Raw genomic sequence first — 26,471 nt, forward strand, 5'->3', positions numbered from 1 at the left:
AGCATCCACCTCGCAATTTCTCAACTCTAGAACAATAAAAAAAGCCTTCATCCCTACTTCATACAGGGACGAAAGCTATGCTCCCGTGGTACCACCCAGATTGTCTTCCACACTTACTTGATTCGAGAAATTGCAATATTCACGACTTGTGTATACAGCATCGCAGCGAAGGTGGAAAGACCACTCTTTCTAGCCCTTACGCTGCGTGGGGGCTACCCACCTATCCTACTTGCCACATGATCACCCGGTATTTCTTCATACTCCTTCGAGAGAAGAATATTTCCATCCAGTACCTTAGAGCAATCAAGACTTTCTTCGGATAACCGCTCACGAAAGGGTTCTGAGTGGGTCACGCCATTCCGAACTTTCACCAAACGCCGGATCTCTGTCGGCTCCCTACCTCATACTAGGTTCGCTCAACGCGGGTCAGTCTTTATTTATAGAGTTGTTATTGACAAGCATACCAGCAGAATACCTGTCTGTCAATTAGTAATTTTCCTGTCAGCAAGACAGACCTATGTAAAAAATGACTATACGCTTTTTACCCATCAATTGAGCATACTTCCTCTTCAACTCAGAAGTAGCGTCTAAAAAGGAAGGATACACACGTTTAAAACGTGAACTATATCTCACACGGGCTCAAAAATGCACACCAGATAAAAGAAGGTATGGGACAAAACACCTATCCGATCATGATGAATATGATCACAGAATTCACTATTCAAGCCTACATTATCACCCTAACAGTTGACGTTCCCAAAACGTCTATTATAATGAAGAAGAAACATTACGTGTGACATTGTCTTGACTTTTTTTGCCTTTGATGACAGATCAGGGGCAAGTGTGATACCGTATATAATGCCGTCAAAATTACTGTAATCAAAAAAATAATAGGAGCCATTAAGGCATTCACCAGAAACTATCCTGTCTTTGGAAGGGAGTTCTGCAAAGGGACTTGCTGATTAGATCAAGCAGGATATAAGGATGATCCTTAGTAGAAATATTTCGTATGCGAACTATCAACCAGTCGATATCTTTCAGTGAGAGGATTTACGAGCGTGGTGACTGACAGCAATGAGTTACTAGGGCAGGCGCTCGGAACATGTACACTCCAACGTCTCCTCGGACGCGGTGGTATGGGTGCAGTGTATCTGGCGCGACAGTCACGTCCACGGCGGATTGTAGCCGTTAAAGTACTTTTACCAGGTGTTGTTCTTGAGCAGCGTTCACGCAATGAGTTTCTCGCCCGCTTTCGTCGGGAAGCGGATGCGATCGCTGCACTGGACCATATCAATATTATGCCTGTTTATGAATATGGCGAACAAGGTGATCTAGCATTTCTCGTGATGCCTTATGTTACAGGAGGAACACTCCGTGACGTTTTAGAAAAACGAGGTGTGCTTTCTTTAGAAGAGGTTGTCCCGATTATTGAACAGGCTGCGGCTGGCCTGGATTGCGCTCATGCTCAGACCATTGTTCACCGTGACCTTAAGCCTGGAAATATCCTTTTTCATGCCGACGGGCGCATCATGCTCGCAGACTTCGGTCTTGCAAAGGTGCTCAAGGACGTCACCGATCAGGAGAACAGCCAGGGACATCTCACAAGCGTCGGAACTATCGTTGGCACCCCCGAATACTTATCACCAGAACAAGGTACCGGCGACACGATTGACTATAGGACAGACGTCTACTCGCTTGGTGTTGTCCTCTATCAAATGCTGGCCGGTCGTGTTCCTTTTACAGGCACCTCTCCTGTTGCTGTCGCCATCAAACATACCTTAGAAGAACCACCATTAATTACGCGCTTCAATCCCCAGGTGCCAAAAAATGTCGAAGCCGTCGTCATGAAGGCTATGGCTAAATCACCCAGCCAGCGCTACGATAGTGCCGGCATGTTTGCACAGGCGTTACGTCAAGCCGTCTCCGAAGCACTCGGGGACCACTTCCCTCGCTCCTTGCCATCATCAGCAGGTGAGCAATTCACGCCAGTCTATCCACTCACACAAGAAAAAATCACCGAGACCCCGGCTGAGCGTCATACCGAAGATGACAACATGCCCACGAAAATAACGCATCCATCTGATGACGCTTCTCAGACACCTGGCGTGGTCACTGTTCTCATGGATGAGGAGAGCCAGAATAAAGAAAATAATGCGGCTCCACATCTCTCTGAGCACACGCAAAATCGTCTCCAGACACTACCCACCGTCATCACAGAACTTGATGCTACCATCGCCGATCAGCCAGCACCAACATCACAGAAGGCCCCTTTAACACAAGCTCCTAGAGAGCAACAACTGCTAAAGGAATCTCCATTAATAGAGAATGGACAACAACAACAACCAATTACTACCCCACCCATCACAGAGCAATCCTCTTTTGATCATTCCGAACGGCTACGAGAGTCCGAACGAACAACACAATGGAATAGCGCCAGGCCCGCACAGCAACAAAGACAAGGCTATCAGGCGCAAGAAACTACTCCTCCACGTTTCCGTGCCAACAGTGCCAGAAGCCCCCGCATGCTTGCGCTGGCCATCGCGATCCTGGCAATCATTATTATTGGTGGTAGTCTGACCACTTTCTTCATTAACCAGAACAGCAAAACAACCACGCAATCCAGCGCAACTGCCGTAGCGGCCGCTGCGACCAGTACCGCAGTCAGCAAACAAAACACACCCACATCGCATACCACACCAACAAACACGCTCAATCCACCTTATGCACTCCCCACTACTCTGGCACCAGGAGCTGGAAGTATAATTTATAGTACCAATTATCCCGGTACATGTGATCCTAAAGGTGGAAAATGGGAAAATGTTAGCATAGACGCAAAATGTGGCCCGGCACAGCTGAGACTTACTAATCCTGCAGGTAGTAATGCAGGAGCCATTTTGACCCAACTACCTGGTGGCGCATCACTCCCAAGTAGCTACTACATTCAAGTTCAGGTAACACTCAACACAGCAAGCAGTCAGTTTGGTATTTATTACCATATGTCTTCATCAAGTACATACTATTATGTAACATTTGACGCAAATGGGTGGAACTCCTATTTCACTAATCAGTCACTACTATCAAATGGAGAGATTCCTTTAAATAATGTAACGTTAGAAAAAACCGTTACTGTTGATATTCTGGTCAATCAGGGAAATTTTCACTATTATATCAATAATGTACACCAGGGCGACTCTACGAGTGGCTTTGCCGGCACGGATATTGGTGGCAATATTGGACTTACAGTAGGACAGAACTCGGATGTTTCCTTCAAGAATCTGGCTATTTACAACTTACAATAAGCCAGACGACAAAAGAAGGTTCTTGTAGCATTATATCGCTACAAGAACCTTCTTTTTACTTTATCAATAATGCTAATTGTTGATGTATATCTGTGACAAGTCAGATATTGCTGAGATCATTTTTTCCGACACAAGAAATTGCTCCGTGGACTGCCAGACAGCAGGATCATTATAGCCTGGTTTTCCTTTTCCCTCAAAGATAGGAATGGTTGCCTTGAGCACATCCAGAGCAACAGTCGTATTCATCCCAGGAACGTATGATGCACTGATAGTCACCGCATCTGAAGGATGAGCATCCACATAGGTAACACCTTTCAGCGTGGCCTGAATAAAGCTCTTCACGAGTTGCGTCTGCTTGGTATAAGTGTCTTTGGTTGTTATAATACCATTCGAGACGAGCGGCAGATAATCAGAGACATCAAAGGTACGTACGTGAAAACCATTGCGCTCCAATTGCAGTGGCTCATTATTGGAATAGCCAACCACAGCATCCTCTTTATGTGTCATCAAGGACGCCACTTGATTATAACCAATCGATTGTATCTTCACATCGTTAGATGTCAGATGACCTGCTTGCAGAAGCGCCAGCAAACCAGTATATGTAGCACCATAGAGTCCCGGCACACCGATCGTGTGTCCTTTGAGATCTGATAGTTGCTTAATAGATGAGTCCTTAGGGACAATGATACTGACAGGATATTTCTGAAAGATTGTAGCGACGTCAACCGCCTGCAAACTCTTATTCTTATCAAATGCCGTCAACAACTCATCACCACTGGCAAAAACAAATGTGTTCTTGCCAGCAAACATGGTTCCAATCAGATCAGTGACGATTCCATGGTTGAAGGTGACATTAAGACCAGCATCTTTATAGTAACCTTTGCTCTGCGCGACATAAAAGGGGGCAAATTGAATATCAGGATTGTAGCCCAAACCGATCGAAACATTTTGTAATGTTTTGCCATTTGAAGTCGATGATGTGCTCGATCCAGGATTGCCGCAGGCGGTCACGAACATGCCACAGATCAGCACAAGCGCTAAAGCCGACCACACCACAGATACACGACGAGATATTACCATTGAAACAGTTTCTCCATATCTTTAATATACCACTTCCGCCAATTTAACCAGCAGCCAGGTTGCACTGTAATAAAGTGAGGCCAGTACACCTAGCACAAGCACTGTCGCAAACATAAATGGCATATTATATTCATGTAATGCTATTTGTAGGAGAGCACCCAACCCTCTATCAGGGCTACAGAAGAACTCTCCCACCAGGGCACCGGTAATCGATAGCGTCAGACCGGTGCGTACAGCTGCGAGAATAGAGGGTAATGCAAGAGGGAATTCGATATAAGACAAAAGCGACCAACCAGATGCGCCCTCAAGGCGTGCTGCATCCAACAACTCGCGCTCAATCGTCTGCACCCCTAAAACAGTATTAATCATCATTGGAAACAATACTACCAGCATACAAATGATCACTACAGGTAGCACGCCCAGACCAACCCAGAGATAAAGGAATGGTGCCAGTACAATAGCAGGGATTGCTTGTCCGGCCGATAGATACGGCTGTAATGTATGTGCTAACAAACGCGACTTAGCAATCCCATAGCCAAGAGGCAAAGCCACGCATACAGCCAGGAGAAAGCCCAGCAGGCTTTCCTGTATCGTAATACCGATATGCACCCAATAGAGACCACTACTAAAACCATCGATCAAGCTGGCAAACACATCCTTAGGCCCTGGCAAGATAAAAGCATTGATACTACCTGAGGCAGTTGCCACATACCAGAGTAGCAAGATAATAAGTCCAAGTATAAATGGTGGAAGAAAAGAAAACGCTGGCGTAAAGGTCTTCCTATTACTACGCTGAGTAGATAGCAACAAGCTTTCGTTAGTGGTTGACACATCCTGTTCAAAACGATTTTTGCGCACAGAGAGTTGTGCACTATCATTCCTTGAAGTAGTTGCGTTCATAGAAATCATATCCCTCGGTCATAGCCAATACTGGCATACACTCATACAGACGAAAGAGCGGTAAAAGAGTGATGTCAATTTAACTAACCCAGGGGGACAAGTAAGGGAGATGTGATCAGATCATCATTGCATAGCGAGCTGATTCCATATGCAACAGTGCCGCTGATATTACTATCATCGGCTATGGTCCATAGTATAACCTTCTCCCATCCGGACTGTACCGTCGGCTTCGGAATCACACCGAATCTGTCGCATCATCAGTCAAGAAATAACTGCTGATAGACTCGCGGGCTTGATACATCTTTCACAAATCTGTACCATACCGCCGGTCGGGAATTTCACCCTGCCCCGAAGGTCTCTTTGTGTAAGTATGTCACATCCATATACTGTTATGCAAGGACATGAATCAAGTTATTACAGCTCAAAAAAGCCCATTTGTATCCCATCCTTCTCTTTACTGAAGCTATACAAATGAGCCTGCAACATTTTTATTTCTACATCTTCATCTATCTGATTTTAGTTATTCCTTTCGGACAGCACAAGCAAAAAGCCGCCAAGCGAAGCAAGATTCTTAAAAAATTGCACTGATTGAGTCCGACGAGCTTTGGCTTCTTTTTCTTTCCAAAAAGGATGTCCAATAATTGTTGTCGTAGTCACGGAACCAGTCAGGAGAGCAGCAGACAATCTCGGTAACACGCTGGATGCCAGCGTTGAGCCAGCAATCAACATCACTGCCGCATTCAAAATTGCCAATTGCCTTGGATAAGGTAAACCTTTAGCCTCAACCACTTCCGTCACGTGATCAGGATTAATGAATACTCCAAATCCTCCATAAATGCACAAAGAACCTAAAAATAGGTGCCCAAGGGTTTTAAACATGACAGCTCATTCCTTTCAAATCAAATCACTCATGCCTACGATAATATGAGTAAATTGAATAGCCATTTACTCATTGCCATATCATGACAGACATATTTCATTTTCACCCTGAGCCTCTTCAGGCCTGAATGAAGTCTTCATAGCAATGACGTTACAAGATTGAGCAATGTATACAAATGTAGAGACACGCAGCCAGGTATGATGGCTGATAGTTCGCTTAAGCAACAGACAAGCATCCAAGACCCATCTGGTCTGGCAGGATCTCGTCTAAAAAGATATAATACTCTCACGAGGAGGACTATGAGCACTGAACTACGCATTATTCCCATCACTGGTATTGGAGAGATTGATCCGGACACTGATCTTGGCGATCTTATCTACGCGGCACTCCAACACCAGCAGCTTACATTACAGCCAGGTGATGTGTTGGTCGTGACACAAAAAATTATCTCCAAAGCGGAGAAACGTGTCGTCAATTTGAACACAATTGAACCTTCGGAGTTCGCGAAAGCGTTCGCTGAACGTAATGATAAAGATGCTCGCCATGTTGAAGTGGTCTTGCGCGAAAGCAAACGTATTGTACGCATGGACCACGGTGTACTTATCAGTGAAACCCAGCATGGGTTTATCTGCGCCAATGCAGGGGTTGATGAATCTAATGTCGAAGGTGGAGAATTTTTGACGCTTCTCCCTGACGATTCCGATCAATCCGCACGGACAATTCGTACACGCTTACAACACTTAAGCCAGGAAGAAGACATTGCCATCATCGTTTCCGATACCTGGGGACGCGCCTGGCGCAATGGTCAGGTAAACATGGCCATCGGCGTCGCAGGCATGGAAGCGTTGGCTGACTATCGAGGACAGCATGATGCCTATGGTTACGAACTACGCGCCAGTATTATTGCAGTTGCAGACGAACTATCTTCAGCCGCCGAACTTGTCATGGGCAAAATTGATCGCGTCCCTGTGGCTCTAATCCGTGGATATCGCTACATACAGGGAGAGGGCACCGTCAATACATTGACACGTGATAGTTCCACTGATATGTTCCGCTAGTCTCAATAGGTTCACAAAAAATCCATGACAGAACCCAACCACACAGACAAAAAAGAACGGACAGCCTCCGTAGGAGAGACGCGTCAAGCGACAACGCTCCAACGTGTCGCCGATCTCAGTACCTTGATGAGCAGTCGTCGTAGTGTGCGTCAATTCCAAGAGACGCCGGTTCCGCGCGAATTCATCATGCAGATACTCGAAGCCGCCCGTTGGGCACCATCACCGCATGGTCGTCAGCCCTGGCGCTTTGTGGTCCTGACACAACCGGGACCGAAAAAACAACTTGCAGATGCCATGGGGCAAACCTGGCAACAAAACCTGGAGCTGGATGGAGAATCGTCCGATATTGTTGCCATCCGCCTGGAAAAATCTCGCCAGCGCATTCTCCACGCACCAGCCCTGATCATGCCTTGTCTCTACCTGGGTGACCTGGATCAATATCCAGATGCTCAGCGCCAGGAAGATGAAAGGACTATGGCCATACAAAGCATTGGTGCAGCCATTCAAAATATGTTGTTGACAGCTTATGATCTAGGACTAGATACAGGTTGGATGTGTGCTCCACTCTTCTGTCCTGAAATTGCATGTGCAGCACTCGATCTCGATACTCAACTTATCCCCCAGGCACTCATTCCTGTCGGCTATGCAGCAGCAGATCCGAAACGGCGCGCTCGCCTTCCTTTAGACAGTTTAATAGTTCGTTTTGATTGAGGTAAATATATGATTGTTGTTCTAGCCGGTGGTGTCGGCGCTGCACGTTTCTTACAAGGACTTGTCCAGGTAGTCCCACAGGAGGAGATTACAGTCATTGCCAATACAGGTGATGATCGTCTCTTTTATGGACTAAACGTTTCTCCAGATTCCGATATTGTCATATACACCCTGGCCGGCGTTGTTGATGAAAAAAATGGTTGGGGCATCCGCAATGATACAACCTATACAATGCAACAATTAACAAGCTATGGGAATGAAGATTGGTTTTTGCTCGGCGACAAAGATCTGGCCACCCATATTCATCGGACAGCCCGACTCCGTGAAGGAAAAACGCTCAGTGAGGTCACCGACGAGCTACGCCAACATTTTGGTTTGAAACTGCGCATCTTACCTATGAGCGATCAGCCCATCGCCACGCACATTCAAACGCCAGCAGGGCTGTTCCATTTTGAGGAATACATGATAAAGCGCCATTGTTCTGATGAAGTGCAAGGAGTTGTTTTTGTTGGAGCACAAGAAGCCAAACCAGCGCCAGAGGTCTTAGACGCACTTAAAAATGCTGATGCCATTTTATTGGCTCCGAGTAATCCAGTCGTCAGTATCGGAAGTATTTTAGCTGTGCCTGGTATTCATGATGTCTTACACGAAGCCAGCGGCATGATCGTCGCCGTCAGTCCTATCGTTGGGGGGGCACCTATCAAAGGACCTGCTGATAAGCTTATGCGTGGACTACATATGGATGTTTCAGCTGTGGGTGTAGCTCGTCACTATCGAGATTTCTTAGATGTGATGGTTATCGATGAGCAAGATGCACATTTAGCCGAAGCAATTGAAGATCTGGGAATTCCAACTTCTATCACGAACACGATTATGCGGGATGATGAAGCCAAAGCTGCTTTGGCACGCCATGTCCTGAGAGCTGCGGGATTACCATACTAATACACCATAGCCATCAGCATAGACAAAAACAACGTCAAAACGCTCTCACTTTGTTCAAAACACAGGAAATTATAGTGAAATATATCGCACTTGTCCCGGTCAAATCGCTTGACGAAGCCAAAAGTCGCCTCGCGACTCATCTAACATCCGAGCAGCGTGCCACTCTTATGCTTGACATGCTTCACCATGTCCTGTTGACATTGCAAAATAGCCACATTTTTGACCATGTATCTGTTGTCAGTGCTGATGAGCGCGTCTTGCAACATGCACAAAAATGGGGAGCCTGTGCTCTACTCGAAGAGGCCAAGGGACACAATCCAGCCCTTACAGCAGCGGCTACGCATGAATTACAGCAGGGAGCAACGGCTCTACTAACTATTTCAGCAGACTTACCCCTGCTTCAGCTCTCCGACCTTGAGAGTTTATATGGTGAATCTAAACATAATGACGTAATTATTGCGCCCTCACAAGATGGAAGTGGAACAAATGCCCTGTTAACACGTCCACCTTTAGCGCTTCCATATCGCTTTGGTATCAACAGCCGCTATCATCATCAGAGTGAAGCGGAAAGCAGACATCTTACCCATACATTCTACAAAAGTATTGGTCTGGCCTTAGACATTGACACTATCGATGATATCACGGCCTTCCAACATTACAATGAAAATAATGAAAATCGCGAGCACAACACAACCTGTTACACATCTTGTTATCTCTAATACATGTTTTTCGGACAAAAAGTTGCAGGCTAATCATAGATAAAATGTGTCCATTTCTTTGCTGCCCATTAGCAATTCAATAGTTACAAATTTGCTAATGGTCCGTTTCAATATCACTTTTCACCTCAAAGAAATTTCGCTGATGTTTTTAGAGGCCTAAACAATTTTTATCGCTTTTCATATCACACGGATGATTATATCTTATGTTCAGTATGCACATTATTTTCAGGTAAGGTTGATCTTTCTTAAATAATCGCATGCTAAATATGGCTTGAAAAAACAACGCCTGCCAGCACAAATTGTGCAGTATGCACAATAGACTGGAGGTAACTTTCGGATAAACTGTCTGTAGTATACTCCTCTATAAGCGTCATATTATAAGGGTAGATAGAAGTGGTCTCATTAAAGCCATATCCATACCTTGGTGCATTGCCAAAATCGCTTAAGGCATTACCGGGCAACGCCTGCCGCTACTTCCTGCAACGATGCGAGGATACCATGTTAAGAGGAGAATAACACACATGACCCCAGAGGAAGTCCTAAAGTTAGCCAAAGAGAATGGAGTCAAGATTGTAGACTTCAAATTTTCTGATCTACCCGGTACCTGGCAGCATTTTAGCGTGCCTGTACACGTATTATCAGAGGATTTATTTTCAGAAGGGCTGCCATTTGATGGTTCCAGCGTGCGCGGTTTCCAGTCCATTAATGAAAGCGATATGCTGGTCATTCCTGATGCGACAACCGCGTTTCTTGACCCATTCACAGCGGTGCCCACACTCAGCCTCACATGTGATATCGCTCATCCTGGCCCTGCCGGTAAACAAGTCCCTTACAGCCGTGACCCTCGCTACGTCGCCAAAAAGGCTGAAGCATATCTCAAGAGTACCGGTATCGCCGATACAGCTTTTTTCGGCCCGGAAGCTGAATTCTACATCTTCGACAACGTCCGTTATACCTCCAAAGACAATATCCAATATGCCGAGGTGGATTCCGTCGAAGCACAATGGAACAGTCAAGGTAAAGATTCTGCCGCCAATATGGGACATTTAATGAATGTCAAAGGTGGTTATTTCCCAGTCGCACCAAGCGATACTTATCAAGATCTTCGTTCTGAGATGGTACTCAACCTTGAAGCTCTTGGCATTAAAGTTGAAGCCCACCACCATGAAGTCGGCGCTGCTGGTCAGTGCGAAATCGACTATCAATTCGGAACCTTACTTGATACCGCTGACAAGCTTCTGCTTTTCAAATATGTCATCAAAAACACTGCTCGTAAGTATGGCAAATCGGTAACCTTCATGCCTAAGCCTGTATATGGTGATAATGGTTCCGGCATGCATACTCACTCAAGCTTGTGGAAAGGCGAGAAGCCTCTGTTCTACGAAGCCGGTGGCTATGCGAACCTATCGAAGCTGGCTCGCTACTACATCGGCGGTATCCTGACACACGCCCCGGCGATCCTGGCGATTGCGGCTCCTTCGACGAACAGCTACAAGCGTTTGGTTCCTGGTTTCGAAGCCCCAGTTAATCTGGTCTTCTCGCAGGGTAACCGTAGCGCGGCTGTCCGCATACCTCGCACAGAGAGCTCGAAGGCCACACGTGCAGAGTTCCGTTCACCCGATCCTACAGCCAATCCTTATCTGCTCTTCGCAGCACTGCTGATGGCTGGTCTCGACGGTATCCGCAACGAGATTGACCCTGGCCAGCACGGCTATGGTCCCGTCGACAAAGACCTGTTCAGCATGACACCAGAAGAGCTGAGCGAGATTAGCTCAGTTCCTAGCTCATTAGATGAGGCTCTCAAAGCTCTAGAGAACGATCACGCCTTCTTACTTGAAGGTGATGTCTTTACCTCTGACCTGCTTGAGAAGTACGTTGAACTCAAACGTGAACAGTCTGACCAGGTTCGCCTGCGTCCTGCCCCCATTGAGTTCTCACTGTACTACGATGCATAATTTCGCCATCCATTAAACACAAGAGGCTCTGAATACACAAGTACTCAGAGCCTCTTCCTTTTTTCGCAACTATACATGTATCTCATCCTTAATACTTCGCCCTACCCAAACGTCATAAGCATAGGATAAAACAATTATCATAAAAAGTGATATATTAGAGATGTCAGCATGTTTGTTTAAAGCAATTCATAGAGAGGCACTGAAGATGGATTTACTTGTAGATAGTTATGGTCGGCGTATCAAAAGCATGCGCATCTCAATTACAGACAAATGTAATTTTCGTTGCACTTATTGTATGCCTGCTGAAGGACTTCCCTGGCTAAAAAAGTCTGAGATTCTTTCTTATGAAGAAATTGTGCGCGTGGCACGTGTTGCCGCCAGCATCGGAATTGAGCAGTTGCGTTTAACTGGCGGTGAGCCTCTTGTAAGAAGAGATGTCCCTGCACTTGTCGAACAACTCAAAGCCATTGAAGGCATACGCAGCCTAAGCCTGACAACAAACGGGATTATGCTGAAACACCAGGCCAAGGCTTTAGCAGAGGCGGGACTTACCCGTATCAATGTCAGCCTCGACTCGTTATTACGCGAGAAATTTGCGCAGCTCACACGGCGCGATCAACTTGAGCATGTCCTGGAAGGCCTGGAAGAACTCGAAAAACACCCTTCGATTCATCCAATCAAGATCAACGCAGTTGCAATGCGCAATTCTACTGAAGATGAAGTGCTTTCGTTCGCTGATCTGGCACGCCGCAAAGCCTACGTTGTACGCTGGATCGAATTCATGCCGCTCGATGCTGATCAGATCTGGCGCAAAGAAGATATCCTTACTGGAGCCGAGATCAAAGCAATTATAGAAACAAAATACGGTGAATTGCAACAAATAAAGACTGGCGATCCATCTGAAACTGCACGTCGCTACACATTTAGTGATGGTATTGGCGAGGTTGGCTTTATCAATCCCGTAAGTGAACCCTTCTGTTCTTCCTGCGACCGTATCCGCATCACGGCTGACGGCCAACTCAGAACATGTCTTTTCGGTACAGAAGAGACCGATCTGCGCTCAGTTTTGCGCTCATCGACTGATGATGAAATCTTGATTCAAACAATTCGCCAGGCAGTTTGGAACAAAGAGTTAAAACATTACATTGGGGATAAAAGATTTAAAAGAGCAAGTAGGAGCATGTCTAGGATAGGTGGATAAATTAAGTAAACGATTAACACTCCATATCCTTTACATATACAAGTGATACGTTCCGTTTCTCACTTCTCCCATTAATACAGTGTAACCACCTGTAAAAAAATGTTACAAAAAAAGGGTAAGATCGTCATTATAGTCAAATAGACAAAATATATATTCTCTGAAATTCAATTTTGTCTCACATTACTAAAATCGTAATAGATATTTATGCGGCCTGACTAGAATTCGGGCCAGAAAGAGGACATTGTGGCAAACGAGGAAGCGGACTTACTCACAGTCGGCGAGGTTGCAAAACAACTGCGAGTCGATGATACAACGGTACGCCGTTGGATTAAAAGTGGTGTACTTGAAGCCATCTCACTCCCTCATAGTGGCATACGTCAGGCTTACCGAATTCGCCGTTCCACCTTAGAAGCTCTGCTTGCGTCTCCCCCGCCCCTACCTGATGACACAAGCGACGAAGAAACAGAATAAGTTTTTAGCTTCCGCACTGCTAGAGCATTTGCTGTCACTGGCAGAACGGAGGCTATTTACTGTCTTCTGTGACTTCTTCATTCTTGACATGAGCATAATACTATGAGTATAGTTCACCTCTATAAAGTTGCATTCCATCCACTACTTCATGTTGAACAGCCGTCAACGCATACTTCCCCGCCAGATAGCTCGATGCTTTATTAGCTAGCGGAAGAAGAGCCTCAAAATAGCAGCCAAGACCTGCACGTTCTGCTTCAAATTCAAACTCGGCAGCGAGAAAGCGAGCACGATTTAAAGCCCCTCCCAGGAGAGCTAATCCCGCACGTCTTCCGCGCTGATCAGGATGAACCGCTCCCTGACAGAGTAAATGATAGCCTCCAGCATCTTGTTGACATTGTAAAACTGTATACCCAACGATCTCCCCTTCTACTCCCTCCAAAGTCCCCCCCTGTCCCCAGGTGAGCATCTCATCATCATCGTCGGTCATCACAAAAACATTATCGCCACTTGCAGACACAGGATCGAGCAACCAGGAAGAGAAATCTTCCATGCTCATCTGAGGACACTGATCAGCCACCGCTGCCGCCTGTTGAATCAAAAAAAGAGCTGAAATATCTCCAACACGAAAGTTGCGGATACGCATACGTTTTTTCCACCTCTCGTCATATAAAAGAAACTCAATCGCTATCCATTCTATAAAGGATATTACAGCTCTACCTTATCACAGATGAGAAAGAGAGCATCATATCATTATATGCAAACCCATACACTCATAAGCTATACTATTAGCATATCTTTGTTTAAAGCTGCAACCACTACGTTGACAATTGCTTTTTACAGACGCATCTAAACTAGAGGAGTTCTTAGATCTTGGTTACACTGACACATCTTACCGATATTCGTCAAACATTACCCGTCACAGCCACACAAATTTATTTAAACAACGGCACCTTTGGCCCTTTATCAAGCGACGTGATTCAGGCCATGCAAACACGCCTACAAGATGAATGGCTACATGGCCGCTTAGGAGCAACGGCAGGCTTTCCCAGCATGTTAGCCATCGCATCCCAGACGCGCCAACAAATTGCCAAATTACTGCATGCTCACGAAAATGAAATTACTTTAACCTTCAGCACAACCCATGGACTCAACATTGTCAGCAATGGGATTGACTGGCAAGCTGGTGACGAAGTCATCATCACCGATCATGAGCATTTTGGTGCCTTCGCCCCACTTTATCAACTAAGGGATCGCATAGGCATCGTCATCAAGATAGCTGAACTGGGCGAGCAAGCCAACCGTCCTTTACGCCCGGCGATAGAAGCCCTGCTAACATCCCGCACCAAATTGATCGTACTTTCGCATGTCACCTGGACCACAGGAACGGTGTTAGACATACAATCTATCGGCAGGCTCGGTCAGGAACATCACGTACCAGTCCTTGTAGATGGAGCTCAATCGGCCGGAGCCATCGATGTCGACGTACACGAACTTGATATCGACTTCTACTCCATCCCTATGCAGAAATGGCTGTGTGGGCCAGACGGCTCCGGAGCACTCTACGTACGTGAATCTGCACGTTCCATCATCGCTCCAACATTTGTAGGATTTCCTTCAATCATCTTTGGCGAAGGCTGGAAACTCCAGGAGAATGCCAAGCGCTTCGAGGCAGGAGGGCCATCAACTTCCACCATGGTTGGTCAACATGCAGCATTACAATGGCTGGAAAATACAGTTACGCATGATTGGATGTTCCAACGCATTTCAGAACTCCATACGTATGCATACCACGCCCTCGAGACGATTGACGGTATCATCATACTAACGCCTGAGCCAGGAGCCAGTGGGATACTCGCATTTAAGATACCAGGGCTAAACGAGGAAGAGATTGTCAAGCGTTTGCAACAAGAATACGCGATCTATATTCGCAGTATTCCAGAAACAAAAGCACTACGTCTCTGTACTGGTTTTTATAATACTGAGGAAGAAATTGACAAATTTATCCATGCGTTCACAAGCATCATTGCTACTGCATAGAAAACAATAAATAAGAAAGGGGAGATAAAACACAACAAAAAAAGGCTTGCGTGGGCAGGTGAGACGGCGACTTCCTATTTTCCCACGCAGTTGCCCACGTAGTATCATCGGGGAGGAAGAGCTTAACTACCGTGTTCGGGATGGGAACGGGTGTGCCCTCTTCGCTAACGTCACCAGCTCGCCTGCACATGCAAGCGGTTTCTTCAACGAGGCTCATGATACTACAGGACGTAGTTCTTGTCAATACCTTTATCCAACGAATGGAACTTTTACTCACGTGTAGCTATTTATCGGCTAGTTGCAGCCACCTCATCAAGGCGTAGTGATAATAAACGAGAGGCGCTTTCACGCATAGTAACGCCATAAATAGCCTGAGCGGCAGTCATCGTCACACGATTATGGGTAATTACAATAAATTGTGTACGTTGGGCCAAGCGTTTTAAAATATCGCAGAAACGCGTAACATTTGACTCATCCAGAGCAGCATCCACCTCATCAAGCAGACAAAACGGTGGAGGATTAATTTCAAGCAGAGCGAAAAGTAAAGCGGCTGAAACGAGTGCTCGTTCGCCACCCGAAAGCAGCGAGAGGTCTTGAACTTTCTTGCCAGGAGGCTGCACAATGACGTCTACTCCGCCAGGCATACCTGAGGGCACAGCAGCATCGTCATCACTGCTACGAGCATTGACGAGCTCCAGGCGGGCCGTGCCTCCATTAAAAAGTGTCGTAAAATGATCGCGGAAGTGCGTATTGATAGCATAAAAAGTTTCTTCAAACTGCTTTGCCATGGTAATATCAAGTTGACCAATAATAACGTGCAATTGATGAGCTGCCTGATCGAGATCACCAATCTGATTGGAGAGAAACTCATAACGCGTTTTGGTCTCCTCATACAACTGAGGAGCCTGAGCATCGCAACCTCCGATAGCTTTCAGCCGCCCCCGCAACGCATCGATACGGCGACGATACTTGCGTAGCTGTGCCTCCTCTTCTTCAGAAAGCTGCTCGTTGCCTTCAACTACAGAGCTCCACCCATCTCTTTCTCTGGTATTCACATGTTGCTCATCCAATTGTGGCTTCTGAAGAGTCTGGGCGACACGTCCATTAGAGGCTACATGTATAGCCCGAATTTCAACCGTCTCATCCAGATTACTCTGATACTGCTGAGTCAACTCGCTTGGATCTGCAATATTCAGCTCTTCCTGCAATTGAGCCAGTAACGTTTCGACAGCATCTCGTGCTTTCTGCCGCTCTAGCAACGAACGACGATAGACAGTCTCCTGCTCTTTCACCACTTGCTGAATATTGCTACGTTGTTGCTCCTGGACTGTGATATGTTGATCCACATCGGATAAAGTGTGCTCAATAGTTAAGAGTTCTGTAGCGAGAGCTTGAGCCCGCTGGCGCTCCTGTTCGAGTTGTCCCTGCTGATGAGCAGTGGTATCCAAAAGAGACTGATGCTTTTGCGCAGCATCTTTCCCACGAGCAACCTGCTGTTGAATCTGATCCTTCATCTCCTGGACTTGCTGCTGCACGCTCAAAAGCTGTTGACGTAGCGATCTTGCCTCCTGACGCTTGACAGCCAAAACTGTACGTGCCCGACCTAGTTGATCTTGTTGCTGACGATAAGTGCTCGCACGCTCCTCCATATCAGCTTGAAGCTCTTCCACCCTCTCTGACATCTCACGTTGAGACTTTTCATGTGCGCGAATATGCTCCTGCGTACGTGCAACCTCCAATTCAAGCTCGGAGACATCGGTAGCTAGTTGTTGCTCCATAGCAGAGGATAAACGTATCTCAGTCTGCACGTGTTCAAGTTCGCGTTGCAAGCCGCGTATTTTTTTATGTGTTTCATTGATCACACCGGTAACTTTCTGCAATGCTTTATCGGCGCCATTGAGCTCAACGCGCTGCCCCTCCAGTTTGCGCTGTGTGGTACTCATCATGACATGAAGCTGCTCTATCATGCCATTGATCTCTTCGAGATGCTGAGGAAGTTCACGCAATTCCCGCTCATGGGCCAGCAGACCTTGCTGAGAACCACCTTTCCCTCCCAAACCAGTCAACCACCCATCGACATGCAGAACCTCTCCATTTAGCGTGACAATAGACCGTAGAGGGAGGTCGCTCTCTGAAGAGAGGCTTAGCTCCACAGCCCAATGAAATAATTGCTGGGCTGCGGCGAGATCTTGAGCAAGCACAATGCCCTGAAGCATACGATAGAATAACGGCATGTAACGAGGCTCGCACTGAATATATTTCCAGGCAAATCCAGAGATCCGCTCTCGAAGAGCTGGCTCAGTATCCAAAAAGCGTTGCAGCCCGCCTTCTTCAACCTGACCTTGCAGCGTACGTACCTCACGCGTATCGTCGTCCTCGTCATAGCGATCCAGCCAGACAAGCATCACACTACCCGTATGAGTTTGCTGCAAATACGCCAGACCGCGTTGCGCGTCCTCCAACGTCTGAACAACCACTGCCTGCATAAATAGTCCCAGAGCCGCCTCAAGAGCCTTTTCCATACTATCGGGCACCATCCCTAATTGAGGTACTGGACCCAGAATACCCGAGACTTTATCTCCTGGAGCACGTAGGAGCGCTCGTACACCATCGCTATAACCACTGAGGCTCTGGCGCCAGTTCTTAAGCATATTCAGACGATCAGCGGTTGTACGCTTACGTCTATCGGCCTCAGACAAAGTCACATTCATGCGTTCTATCTCTTGTTGAGAGTCAGCCATAAGCTTAGCAATACTCTGCTTCTGCTGTGTCAGCTGCCGCTCTTCATCATGGAGAGTCTCTAACCTGACATTCTCTTCTGACAACTGGTTCTTAAGCGTACCGACAGCCTGTTGTGCTTTCACTAACGCATCATGTCGTAACGCCAGTGCATCACGCCGCTCACTCAATTGCTTTTGTATGCGCCCTAACTCTAGCTGAGTCGTCGATAGACGAGCCTGGACCTGAACGAGGTCATACTGTGCACCACGTAGGCGACGCTCATCTAACTCATATTCTTTCTGAGCTCTAGCAACCTGAGTCTCCAATTCAGCCAGACTCGCTGCGCTATCATCAACAGATTCATCAGCGAGCTCACATTGCTCCTCCTGATCAATAGCTTGCTTTTCGAGAGCAATAGAGCGTTCGCGTAAAAGTCGTTCCGCATGTTGAAAATCCTGACATTGCCGCTCTAAACCGATCACGCGCTCATCATTCACCGCGAGCTCACGCTCAAGTCGCTGGACCCGATTAGCAGCCTCAGAGCAAGCCATACGAGACTCAGCAATACGCGTTTGCACATGGGCTCGCTGCTCGCGTAGAGTATCAGCCTGTCTTTGAATTGTCTGAAGAGCCAGTTCTCCCTGACGTACTTTGCGAGCCTGTTCCTGCTCAATTGCCTCAGTTTGTCCAAGATGGCCCTGCAAACGACGCCACTGCAACCCATACCACAACAGAAGCACTTCATGTAATTCATTGTTCAATTGTAAAACTTCTACCGCTCTCTGTGCTTGCTCGGCCAGAGGCACCAGACGAGGTTCAATTTCGCTTACGATATCCCGAAGTCGTTCAGTATTTTGCTCGGTCTGCTTGAGTCGATTTTCGGCATCGGCACGTTGCACTTGAAACGGTCGAATGCCAGCCGCATCTTCAAAAAGTGTCCGCCGTTCCTCAGCACGCAAACTCAGAGCTGCATCGATCAGCCCCTGTCCTACGACGGTATATGAATCATGTCCAATACGTGCCTGTGCTAGCAAGAGAAGTACATCTTTTAAACGTACTTTCTGCTTATTGATGAGATACTCATTTTCCCCTGAGCGATAACTACGTCGCGTTACCATAATCTCGTTATAGTCCGATGGAACCCAACCGGTACTATTATCCAGAGTAAGCGAGACTTCTGCCATACCGAGAGAAGCTTTTCCTTGCCCACCAGCAAAAATAATATCATCGCTTTTCTTGCCACGGAGTTGTCGCATGCTCTGCTCACCGAGTACCCAGCGCATAGAGTCAGCCACATTAGATTTTCCCGCCCCATTTGGTCCAACTACCGCAGTGATACCCGAACTAAATTCAAGCAATGTCCGTGCAGCAAAACTCTTAAATCCCAGCATTTCTAAACGTTTGAGATACACAACCTGACTTCATCCTCTTCGTGAAACATCTAACACAATGCACATCCTCGTCACAATGCTGATAACAATCTTCCAACCAGGCTTATTCATTACAGTATAACGCGCACACATCCATCACGGCATTCGACGCACCCCATCCTATGACTATCTTGCTGTATATCACCAATTGCTTCAGCCTGACCATAAAGGCTATAAGAAACAGCGTCGGCTGCCAACAGATATCGATCACTGGAGAGAATTTCTACTGGTCGCTCGCTACTCGCCACTCCACGAATAAATGTGTATAGATGACGGGCAGTCCATTCATGCGCTTGCACTACATAATCATCATCGGTTGGATAAGCATGATAGGTACTCATCATCTCGTCTTGAGGCTGTGGGACAATCTTTCTACAATAGAAATCTAGCACGGTACGCGCCAATAATCGCCCACCAGCATCGGCACAACGTTTCTCCAATTCCGCATAACGTATTCCTTCTGGAATGGGAAGTACTTCCTGCGCCAGAACAGGCCCGCTATCCAATTTGTCAGTCATTATATGGATTGTCACCCCTGTCAATTCATGCCCAAAACGAAAAGTCCAAAAGAGCGGCTGCGGTCCACGGTTATCAGGCAACAGCGAAGGATGTACATTCAGACAACCTGAGGTAGGCAAAGCTAACAACGATGGTGGAATACGTTTAGAAAAGCAAGCCACACAGATGATATCTGGTTGATAGCTTGAAAGCTGTGCCAGCGCCTCAGCAGCACCCAGCTTACGCACAGCCCAGACAGGAATATGATGCTCCCATGCCAGCGCGGTAAGAGATGTTGAAGGAATTCTTTTCATGGGCAATGAGCGAGCGAGCAGTTTGGGAGGCATCATTGGTAAGATCGTATGTGAAACTTGATTTCCGAACAACGCCGTTTCAGACATCGGAATAACAACAGCGCACACATTGATGTTACACTGCAACAAAGCTTGCAATGAAGGTAACGAAAAATCGCACTCCATACCAAAGAATATTACGCGTGGCCTATCCAATATGTCGGAAGTGTCTACCATTTGTTCTTTCTCATTCTACTCATCAACTATCACAATTCTGGTAAAGTTATATACATACAATGCGTACAAAAAATAATCAATCTCAGAAGTAGAATGCGACCCATTTCCCCGCCATCCTGATAGTTCGAAAAACCTACAAGCACAGTGTCATTCAACAGGAATGCAAGAGTGCCTCCCAACATAGTACAATAAGAAGGCGGATGTGAAGATGCGTCACGAATAATTTGAATCGATATCCATATCATAGTATTCCATCAATGCAATACTTGATGCTTCATTTATGAAGAACATTCATCAACAGGGAGAGATCACACATGCCAAGAACAGTTTACTGTGTCAAGTTACAACGAGAGTTGCCTGGATTAGAGAAGCCACCTTTTCCTGGAAAATTAGGACAGCGTATCTTTGAACAAATCTCCAAACAGGCCTACGATATGTGGCCCGCGCAACAGGTTTTGATCATTAATCATTATGGATTGAATATGGCTGATCCTGAATCTCGTCGCATTTTACGCGAACAAATGGAAGATTTTTTCTTTGGTGCCGATGCGGCCATGCCTTCTGGCTGGAGTCCTGAGACTGCCGGTGCTGGCTCCGGCCCACGAAGCAAAGGGGGAGGCGCACCACGAAGGAAATAAAGAACCGCGGAGACATTCTACTTATCTCCTGCTACGAACTGGGACATCAACCATTCCATCTCGCATCATTGTCGGCCATGCTCCAGCAAGCCGGCTATACACCTGTATGTGTCGACACCTCGCTTGACGATCTCCTGGATCAGGATATTTATCAGGCGCATTTTGTAGCCATCTCAGTGCCTATGCATACAGCGATGCGCCTGGGTGAGCAGATCGCTCGCCGAATTCGCGAACTCAATCCAGATGCGCATATCTGCCTCTATGGACTTTACGCGCTCCTTAACGCAGATCATCTATTGCAGGACACAATTGACTCAGCAATTGGTGGCGAATATGAGGTGCCACTATGCCAATTAATTGCCGCATTAGAAAAAGATCGAGGCGAAGATATCCCTGGTGTTCACACACGTACTCATCAGAGTGGTCCCTGGATACAGCGAACGCCTTTCGTCGTACCAGAACGCAGCCACCTCCCCGAGCTTGAGCGCTATGCCCATCTCGAATGGGGAACAGACTCACGTGTCGTAGGCTATACAGAAGCCACTCGTGGCTGTAAGCATACATGCGTTCACTGTCCAATTACCCCCATCTATCACGGACGCTTTTTCGCCGTTCCAGCCGAGATTGTACTCGCAGATATCAGAACACAGGTAGCTCGCGGAGCTCAGCACATTACTTTTGGTGATCCCGACTTCTGGAATGGACCCACCCATGCCATGCGCATTACGCGAGCCATGCACCAGGAATTCCCGGAGCTCACATTCGATGCCACAATCAAGATCGAGCATTTGCTCAAGCACCGCGACCTGCTTCCCGAGCTCAAAGAACTGGGCTGCATCTTTGTCGTCTCAGCCGTCGAATCGCTCAATGATACTGTCCTTGAGCAGCTTGCAAAAAACCATACAGCTAATGACATAGCTGAAGCATTTACAGAGATGGAACGCGTAGGCATCGCATTACGACCATCATTGCTCCCCTTTACACCCTGGGAAACACTCTCGAGTTACATCGATCTACTCAATTTTTTTGAGGAGCATCATCTCATTGAGCACATTGATCCGGTCCATCTCTCCATCCGCCTGCTGATCCCACCTGGATCGGCACACCTGAGCACGCCAGACAGCGACAAATGGATCGGAGAACTGGATACAACAGCGTTCGGATACCGTTGGGAGCATCCCGATCCTTGTATGGATCAATTACAGACTCAAGTCGCTACATTAGTTGAACAAGCTGACCTGATGAATACAGATGCCATCATGACCTTTTTTCAGATCAAAGCACGTGCGCTAGCCATGCAGGGACAAAAATTCTCTGCCTTTCGGGCGATGCGTCAGTATGGTGAGCGAAAAGAGTTGCCTCATTTATCTGAATCCTGGTTCTGTTGCGCTGAACCAACGAGTCGTCAGTTATGTGCCAAGCGAGGATAAGCCAACAAACAGCTCCAAATCTTGATAAGACAGGTGCGTGTTGTCAATTGCAAGTGCAAGGATAGGGCCTATGCTACAATAAAAATATTAAAGCCATGCGCTACCCGGTCTGCTTTATTCAAGATAACAGGAGGATACATCTTTATGGCGCAAGAAATGAAGGGCAAGGCTCAATTTGTACAAACGACCCTCCAGAATATGGGGTATACATCGCAGGTAGTTCAACTCGATGAATCTACCAGGACAGCCAAAGAGGCAGCAAAGGCCATTGGCTGCCAGGTATCACAAATCGTAAAGTCGCTTGTATTCAAAACACAACTGACCGAACAACCCATTCTCGTAGTAGCTAGCGGTTCGAATCGCGTTAATGAAAAACGCCTGAGTGAACTGATGGGACAAGCTATCGAAAAAGCTAATCCTGATTTTGTGCGGAAACACACTGGTTTCGCAATTGGAGGTGTCGCCCCACTCGGACACGTAGAGACAATCACTACATTCATTGACCAGGATCTTTTAAAATACGACCAGATCTGGGCAGCCGCAGGTACACCATTTGCTGTCTTTCAACTCACACCTCAAGAGCTTCAGGCAATGACAAAAGGACAAGTTGTCTCCATTGTCTAACGAGATAAGCGATCACAAGGGACTATCTCAGATAAAGGAAGGAAGGAAATATATGGATCAAGCAGTCAAAAAGCAAGCGCTACGCACATTCACATATGGCCTTTATATTGTTATGAGTAAAGAGGGTCAGGACATTAACGCCTTCACAGCCAACTGGCTTACGCAGGTCTCATTTGAGCCTCCACTTATAGCACTTTCCATCGAGAACGACGCAAAATCCCTGACCATGATTCAACGCAGTCACCTCTTCACCATCAATACATTATCGACAGAGCAGCGCGACCTGGCCGGAAAACTTGGCAGATCTTATCATAAGCATCCAGACAAGCTTTCGGGGGTGAATTATACCCTGGAGCAGAACTCCTATCCTATATTGCAAGATGCCCTCTCCTGGGTCGCCTGTGAGGTCCGTAGCAGTGTACTAACGGGAGACTCGACACTGCTCATCGCCGAAGTTATCGATGCAGGTCTGCTTTCTGAAGGAGAAGCTTTAACCATGAAAGAAGCTGGCTTCCGCCACGCCGGCTGATCACTCAAGATTAAAGTCGGTCACGGCCATATCTGCCATCAAAAATAGAGCATAGAGCTCTCTATCATAGACCGGGTTAAAAGCTATCTTGTATCCAGTCAGAAATACCATTATACTCAAGAGAAAACAACTGCAACAATAAGGAGTCATCCACATGCAACGTCAGAGCAGCGTCTCTACGGATGCGATAACCTTTGATCCCGAATGTGCCTTCTGCCAGATTGACGCCACAACGCACCTTGTGATGAAAGAAACAGCTCATTTTCGCCTCGTCGCCGACCATGCGCCGCTCCTTGCCGGACATATGCTTATCATTCCCCGGCAACACTATGCTTGTTATGGAGAGGTGCCCGCTCATCTCGATGAGGAACTGGCTTCATTAAAACGTGAAGTCATGCATTTCTTTCAGCGTTACTACGCACCATCAGTCTACTGGGAACATGGAGTCTTCCATCAAACAGTCTTTCACGCCCATCTCCATTGCTTCCCCATTGGACCTACCGTATATCCAGACGGAGAGGTCAAACATGGACAAGAGATTTTCAGTCAGGAAGAGATTCGCCAACAGTATAGCCAACGTGGCCATTACTTCTACCTGGAAGACGCACGGCATGCATTTCTCTTCCCTCCCGATGATGGCGTATATGCAGAGGTCGTCAGGACCTTGCTAGGGCCAAGTGTCTCCATTCACAGCACATTTACACGCTGGCGCACATCATCAGAAAGGCAGATAGACGGAAAGCCACTTATAGCATCTTTACTACAACACTGGCGGGAGTTCCAAAGGGAAAAATAATCATAAATTCGCCTACACGACCGACTTAAGAGGTACTTCATACAACACAAAGCATAAGAACACCTGGCCCAAGAGAGATATCATTTTCAATAGCATATTCACGAGGAGAAGAGCATCAATGGAAATTCGCAAAGTTGGCGTTATCGGATGCGGTCTGATGGGGGGCGGCATTGCTCAAACCTGTGCTCAAGCCGGTTATGAGACGGTCGTACGAGAGATCAACCAGCCATTACTCGATAAGGGATTGGCTCGCATCTATGCAGCCTGGGATAAGATGGAACGCCAGGAGAAAATCACGCATCAAAAGGGGATTGAGTATCACGAACATCTGCATGGCACAGTAGTTTTTGAGGATCTGGCAGATTGCGACCTGATTATCGAAGCTGTGATTGAGAATATGGAAGAGAAGCTCCAACTCTATCCTGCCCTTGACCGCCTACTCAAGCCAGAAGCCCTGTTACTTAGCAACACCTCCTCACTAAACATTACTCAGATGGGAGCAGTTACCAGGCGTCCAGACAAAGTTGCGGGACTCCACTTCTTCAACCCGGCTCCAGTCATGCAACTCGTTGAAATTATCCGCACCATCTCAACTTCCGAAGAGACACTGGCAACCGTTCGACAATTTGCACAATCGCTGGGCAAGAAGCCAGTGATAGCCAAAGATACAGCGGGCTTTATTGTCAACTTTCTACTCATTCCCTATTTAATCTCTGCCATCAGAATGCTCGAAAACGGCATGGCAACCCGTGATGATATCGACACCGCCATGAAGCTAGGATGTGGATATCCCATGGGACCTTTTACGCTGTTGGACTATGTAGGACTTGATACCACACTCTGGGCCGCAGACGCCATCTATCACGAATACAGAGATCCGCTTTACGCCGCCCCACCGCTCCTACGTCGCATGGTTCAATCTGGACAATATGGCAGGAAAAGCGGCAAAGGGTTTTACGATTATCAATAAAGAACGTGTAGTTATCAAACAGAGGAAATCTAGCAGAAGTAAGGAATAGTAGCCAGAAGAGATACGAAAGAAGGGACATGAAATATTATCACGTCCCTTTCTCATTAATCAGCGATGGCCTGGCGAGGTGGAATAGATCTGCGTGTATTGTAACTACGACGATCTCCCACATAGCGTTGAGGGGTAGGTCTGACTTCATCAGGATGATATGAGCCAGCAGCATCAGTATTTACACCTGGGAAATATGGTCCATAGTTATAATGGCCGGTCTCAGCAGGAGACAGTGGACCATTGGCAAACATGGGTACACCCTTCACTTGAGGGACTCCATAATCGGGTGCAGCATCATACAAATCGGCGGGCAAACGATCAAGATTGCGCTTCAGCAACTCTACCTCGCTCACCTTCAGGTGCACGACGTTATTATTCACCTCATCTTCAATAAAATGAAGAGGCACATAAAAAACCTTGAGCGTCAGGCCTCCACGATCAGCCAGGATATAGCGTCCCAGACGTGCCTGGATGGTTCCCAATGATACTCCATCCTTATCCAGAACATCTTGTCCAATCTGAAATTTCGCCATCGCTCCTGCTAATTGCGGAGAAGGAATATAAGTTTCCTTGGGTGCTGCCATCGGATCTTCTAGTGCCCATCCCATAATTCCAACAATGATGAAAATGGCACCAATGATCGTCAGATATGGAGCATCCGGAACGAACAACAAACCAATCACCGTCACCAGTATGGCAGCACTGAGAATGACAGGCCACAGACTGGGATTGGGTAGATGAATATGATGTTCCTCCTCAGCAACCACCTCCTCCTCATAATCCGAGTTGGACAGATCCACTCTATCATTTAAAGCGGGATTAGCACGTTGAAGAGAACTATCCATAAAGTATTTCCTCGTAAGAATGTAGTACGATCTGTGAGGACGAGTTTTCCTAATAAATTGTCCTGTGCATAAGATAGCACAACTCACAAAGTTTGACCAGAGCAATGTTCCGCGCCAGATGTTTTCTCAATCGCGCCGGCACCATTGCTCATGCCC

Annotated in this window: 22 protein-coding genes, 1 rRNA gene and 1 riboswitch; of the genes, 15 read left to right on the top strand and 8 right to left on the bottom strand. The window is 46.9% G+C overall.

Translation table 11 applies throughout. From position 1 onward, the window contains the following. Positions 1 to 1,061 precede the first annotated feature (1,061 nt). Positions 1,062 to 3,299 (top strand): serine/threonine protein kinase, encoded by a 2,238-nt coding sequence (locus AC27N8_RS14295; RefSeq protein ID WP_487068054.1) that lies wholly within the window; start codon positions 1,062 to 1,064, stop codon positions 3,297 to 3,299. 72 nt (positions 3,300 to 3,371) lie between these two features. Here the strand turns inward: AC27N8_RS14295 and AC27N8_RS14300 are convergent, their stop codons facing one another. From AC27N8_RS14300 to AC27N8_RS14310, 3 genes are all read right to left on the bottom strand, one after another. Then, a complete protein-coding gene (locus AC27N8_RS14300) occupies positions 3,372 to 4,379 on the bottom strand; it encodes an ABC transporter substrate-binding protein (RefSeq protein ID WP_487068055.1) in 1,008 nt (335 codons plus the stop codon). Between the two features lie 21 nt (positions 4,380 to 4,400). Continuing rightward, a complete protein-coding gene (locus AC27N8_RS14305) occupies positions 4,401 to 5,279 on the bottom strand; it encodes an ABC transporter permease (protein ID WP_487068056.1) in 879 nt (292 codons plus the stop codon). 194 nt (positions 5,280 to 5,473) lie between these two features. Continuing rightward, positions 5,474 to 5,639, bottom strand: a riboswitch (FMN riboswitch). Positions 5,640 to 5,795: 156 nt separating this feature from the next. Further along, positions 5,796 to 6,158, bottom strand: a complete 363-nt coding sequence (locus AC27N8_RS14310; protein ID WP_487068057.1) for a DoxX family protein — start codon at positions 6,156 to 6,158, stop codon at positions 5,796 to 5,798. 300 nt (positions 6,159 to 6,458) lie between these two features. Between AC27N8_RS14310 and cofE the strand changes: the two genes are divergently transcribed. The 7 genes from cofE (at position 6,459) to AC27N8_RS14345 (ending at position 13,216) form a co-directional block, all read left to right on the top strand. Further along, positions 6,459 to 7,217, top strand: a complete 759-nt coding sequence (gene cofE / locus AC27N8_RS14315; RefSeq protein WP_487068058.1) for a coenzyme F420-0:L-glutamate ligase — start codon at positions 6,459 to 6,461, stop codon at positions 7,215 to 7,217. 24 nt (positions 7,218 to 7,241) lie between these two features. Next, on the top strand, positions 7,242 to 7,928 hold the full coding sequence (locus tag AC27N8_RS14320; RefSeq protein ID WP_487068059.1) for a nitroreductase family protein: 687 nt from the start codon (positions 7,242 to 7,244) through the stop codon (positions 7,926 to 7,928). A 9-nt stretch (positions 7,929 to 7,937) separates the two neighbouring features. Beyond that, positions 7,938 to 8,870, top strand: coding sequence for a 2-phospho-L-lactate transferase (gene cofD, locus AC27N8_RS14325; protein WP_487068060.1), 933 nt, complete (start codon positions 7,938 to 7,940; stop codon positions 8,868 to 8,870). A gap of 74 nt (positions 8,871 to 8,944) precedes the next feature. Beyond that, positions 8,945 to 9,589 (top strand): 2-phospho-L-lactate guanylyltransferase, encoded by a 645-nt coding sequence (gene cofC, locus AC27N8_RS14330; protein WP_487068061.1) that lies wholly within the window; start codon positions 8,945 to 8,947, stop codon positions 9,587 to 9,589. Between the two features lie 521 nt (positions 9,590 to 10,110). Then, on the top strand, positions 10,111 to 11,544 hold the full coding sequence (gene glnA / locus AC27N8_RS14335; protein ID WP_487068062.1) for a type I glutamate--ammonia ligase: 1,434 nt from the start codon (positions 10,111 to 10,113) through the stop codon (positions 11,542 to 11,544). Positions 11,545 to 11,716: 172 nt separating this feature from the next. Next, positions 11,717 to 12,745: a GTP 3',8-cyclase MoaA gene (gene moaA / locus AC27N8_RS14340; protein WP_487068063.1), complete on the top strand. Its 1,029-nt coding sequence runs from the start codon at positions 11,717 to 11,719 to the stop codon at positions 12,743 to 12,745. 243 nt (positions 12,746 to 12,988) lie between these two features. Beyond that, the gene (locus AC27N8_RS14345) at positions 12,989 to 13,216 is read left to right on the top strand and encodes a helix-turn-helix domain-containing protein (RefSeq protein WP_487068064.1); all 228 of its coding nucleotides are present in this window, start codon (positions 12,989 to 12,991) and stop codon (positions 13,214 to 13,216) included. Positions 13,217 to 13,316: 100 nt separating this feature from the next. Here the strand turns inward: AC27N8_RS14345 and AC27N8_RS14350 are convergent, their stop codons facing one another. Then, positions 13,317 to 13,859, bottom strand: a complete 543-nt coding sequence (locus AC27N8_RS14350) for a hypothetical protein (RefSeq protein WP_487068065.1) — start codon at positions 13,857 to 13,859, stop codon at positions 13,317 to 13,319. Between the two features lie 227 nt (positions 13,860 to 14,086). On the opposite strand from AC27N8_RS14350, the gene AC27N8_RS14355 reads away from it, so the two are divergent. Then, positions 14,087 to 15,253, top strand: coding sequence for an aminotransferase class V-fold PLP-dependent enzyme (locus AC27N8_RS14355; RefSeq protein ID WP_487068066.1), 1,167 nt, complete (start codon positions 14,087 to 14,089; stop codon positions 15,251 to 15,253). A gap of 61 nt (positions 15,254 to 15,314) precedes the next feature. Here the strand turns inward: AC27N8_RS14355 and rrf are convergent. From rrf to AC27N8_RS14370, 3 genes are all read right to left on the bottom strand, one after another. Continuing rightward, positions 15,315 to 15,431: ribosomal RNA gene (gene rrf, locus AC27N8_RS14360) — 5S ribosomal RNA — on the bottom strand. A gap of 109 nt (positions 15,432 to 15,540) precedes the next feature. Continuing rightward, entirely contained in the window at positions 15,541 to 19,386 is a 3,846-nt protein-coding gene (locus tag AC27N8_RS14365) for an AAA family ATPase (RefSeq protein ID WP_487068067.1), read from the bottom strand. Positions 19,387 to 19,475: 89 nt separating this feature from the next. Further along, positions 19,476 to 20,432: a methionyl-tRNA formyltransferase gene (locus tag AC27N8_RS14370; RefSeq protein WP_487068068.1), complete on the bottom strand. Its 957-nt coding sequence runs from the start codon at positions 20,430 to 20,432 to the stop codon at positions 19,476 to 19,478. A gap of 314 nt (positions 20,433 to 20,746) precedes the next feature. On the opposite strand from AC27N8_RS14370, the gene AC27N8_RS14375 reads away from it, so the two are divergent. The 6 genes from AC27N8_RS14375 (at position 20,747) to AC27N8_RS14400 (ending at position 25,419) form a co-directional block, all read left to right on the top strand. Further along, positions 20,747 to 21,070, top strand: a complete 324-nt coding sequence (locus AC27N8_RS14375; RefSeq protein ID WP_487068069.1) for an oxidative damage protection protein — start codon at positions 20,747 to 20,749, stop codon at positions 21,068 to 21,070. Continuing rightward, on the top strand, positions 21,067 to 22,500 hold the full coding sequence (locus tag AC27N8_RS14380) for a CUAEP/CCAEP-tail radical SAM (seleno)protein (RefSeq protein ID WP_487074695.1): 1,434 nt from the start codon (positions 21,067 to 21,069) through the stop codon (positions 22,498 to 22,500). The genes AC27N8_RS14375 and AC27N8_RS14380 overlap by 4 nt, the downstream gene beginning before the upstream one ends. Positions 22,501 to 22,644: 144 nt before the next feature. After that, complete coding sequence (locus AC27N8_RS14385; protein WP_487068070.1) at positions 22,645 to 23,124, top strand: YbaK/EbsC family protein; 480 nt, start codon at positions 22,645 to 22,647, stop codon at positions 23,122 to 23,124. 52 nt (positions 23,125 to 23,176) lie between these two features. Next, positions 23,177 to 23,653, top strand: coding sequence for a flavin reductase family protein (locus AC27N8_RS14390; RefSeq protein ID WP_487068071.1), 477 nt, complete (start codon positions 23,177 to 23,179; stop codon positions 23,651 to 23,653). A 154-nt stretch (positions 23,654 to 23,807) separates the two neighbouring features. Next, positions 23,808 to 24,449, top strand: coding sequence for an HIT family protein (locus tag AC27N8_RS14395; protein WP_487068072.1), 642 nt, complete (start codon positions 23,808 to 23,810; stop codon positions 24,447 to 24,449). 118 nt (positions 24,450 to 24,567) lie between these two features. Further along, entirely contained in the window at positions 24,568 to 25,419 is an 852-nt protein-coding gene (locus tag AC27N8_RS14400) for a 3-hydroxyacyl-CoA dehydrogenase family protein (RefSeq protein ID WP_487068073.1), read from the top strand. 104 nt (positions 25,420 to 25,523) lie between these two features. Here the strand turns inward: AC27N8_RS14400 and AC27N8_RS14405 are convergent, their stop codons facing one another. After that, a complete protein-coding gene (locus AC27N8_RS14405) occupies positions 25,524 to 26,315 on the bottom strand; it encodes a hypothetical protein (protein ID WP_487068074.1) in 792 nt (263 codons plus the stop codon). Between the last annotated feature and the right edge of the window lie 156 nt (positions 26,316 to 26,471).

It is taken from the genome of Dictyobacter sp. Z7_2 (assembly GCF_057551105.1).

Excerpts from the sequence above, each read along its gene's own strand:
- AC27N8_RS14300 (WP_487068055.1), bottom strand. The coding sequence starts at position 4,379 with ATGGTAATATCTCGTCGTGTATCTGTGGTGTGGTCGGCTTTAGCGCTT.
- AC27N8_RS14305 (WP_487068056.1), bottom strand. The coding sequence starts at position 5,279 with ATGAACGCAACTACTTCAAGGAATGATAGTGCACAACTCTCTGTGCGC.
- AC27N8_RS14310 (WP_487068057.1), bottom strand. The coding sequence starts at position 6,158 with ATGTTTAAAACCCTTGGGCACCTATTTTTAGGTTCTTTGTGCATTTAT.
- cofE (WP_487068058.1), top strand. The coding sequence starts at position 6,459 with ATGAGCACTGAACTACGCATTATTCCCATCACTGGTATTGGAGAGATT.
- AC27N8_RS14320 (WP_487068059.1), top strand. The coding sequence starts at position 7,242 with ATGACAGAACCCAACCACACAGACAAAAAAGAACGGACAGCCTCCGTA.
- cofD (WP_487068060.1), top strand. The coding sequence starts at position 7,938 with ATGATTGTTGTTCTAGCCGGTGGTGTCGGCGCTGCACGTTTCTTACAA.
- glnA (WP_487068062.1), top strand. The coding sequence starts at position 10,111 with ATGACCCCAGAGGAAGTCCTAAAGTTAGCCAAAGAGAATGGAGTCAAG.
- AC27N8_RS14350 (WP_487068065.1), bottom strand. The coding sequence starts at position 13,859 with ATGCGTATCCGCAACTTTCGTGTTGGAGATATTTCAGCTCTTTTTTTG.
- AC27N8_RS14370 (WP_487068068.1), bottom strand. The coding sequence starts at position 20,432 with ATGGTAGACACTTCCGACATATTGGATAGGCCACGCGTAATATTCTTT.
- AC27N8_RS14375 (WP_487068069.1), top strand. The coding sequence starts at position 20,747 with ATGCCAAGAACAGTTTACTGTGTCAAGTTACAACGAGAGTTGCCTGGA.
- AC27N8_RS14385 (WP_487068070.1), top strand. The coding sequence starts at position 22,645 with ATGGCGCAAGAAATGAAGGGCAAGGCTCAATTTGTACAAACGACCCTC.
- AC27N8_RS14390 (WP_487068071.1), top strand. The coding sequence starts at position 23,177 with ATGGATCAAGCAGTCAAAAAGCAAGCGCTACGCACATTCACATATGGC.
- AC27N8_RS14395 (WP_487068072.1), top strand. The coding sequence starts at position 23,808 with ATGCAACGTCAGAGCAGCGTCTCTACGGATGCGATAACCTTTGATCCC.
- AC27N8_RS14400 (WP_487068073.1), top strand. The coding sequence starts at position 24,568 with ATGGAAATTCGCAAAGTTGGCGTTATCGGATGCGGTCTGATGGGGGGC.
- AC27N8_RS14405 (WP_487068074.1), bottom strand. The coding sequence starts at position 26,315 with ATGGATAGTTCTCTTCAACGTGCTAATCCCGCTTTAAATGATAGAGTG.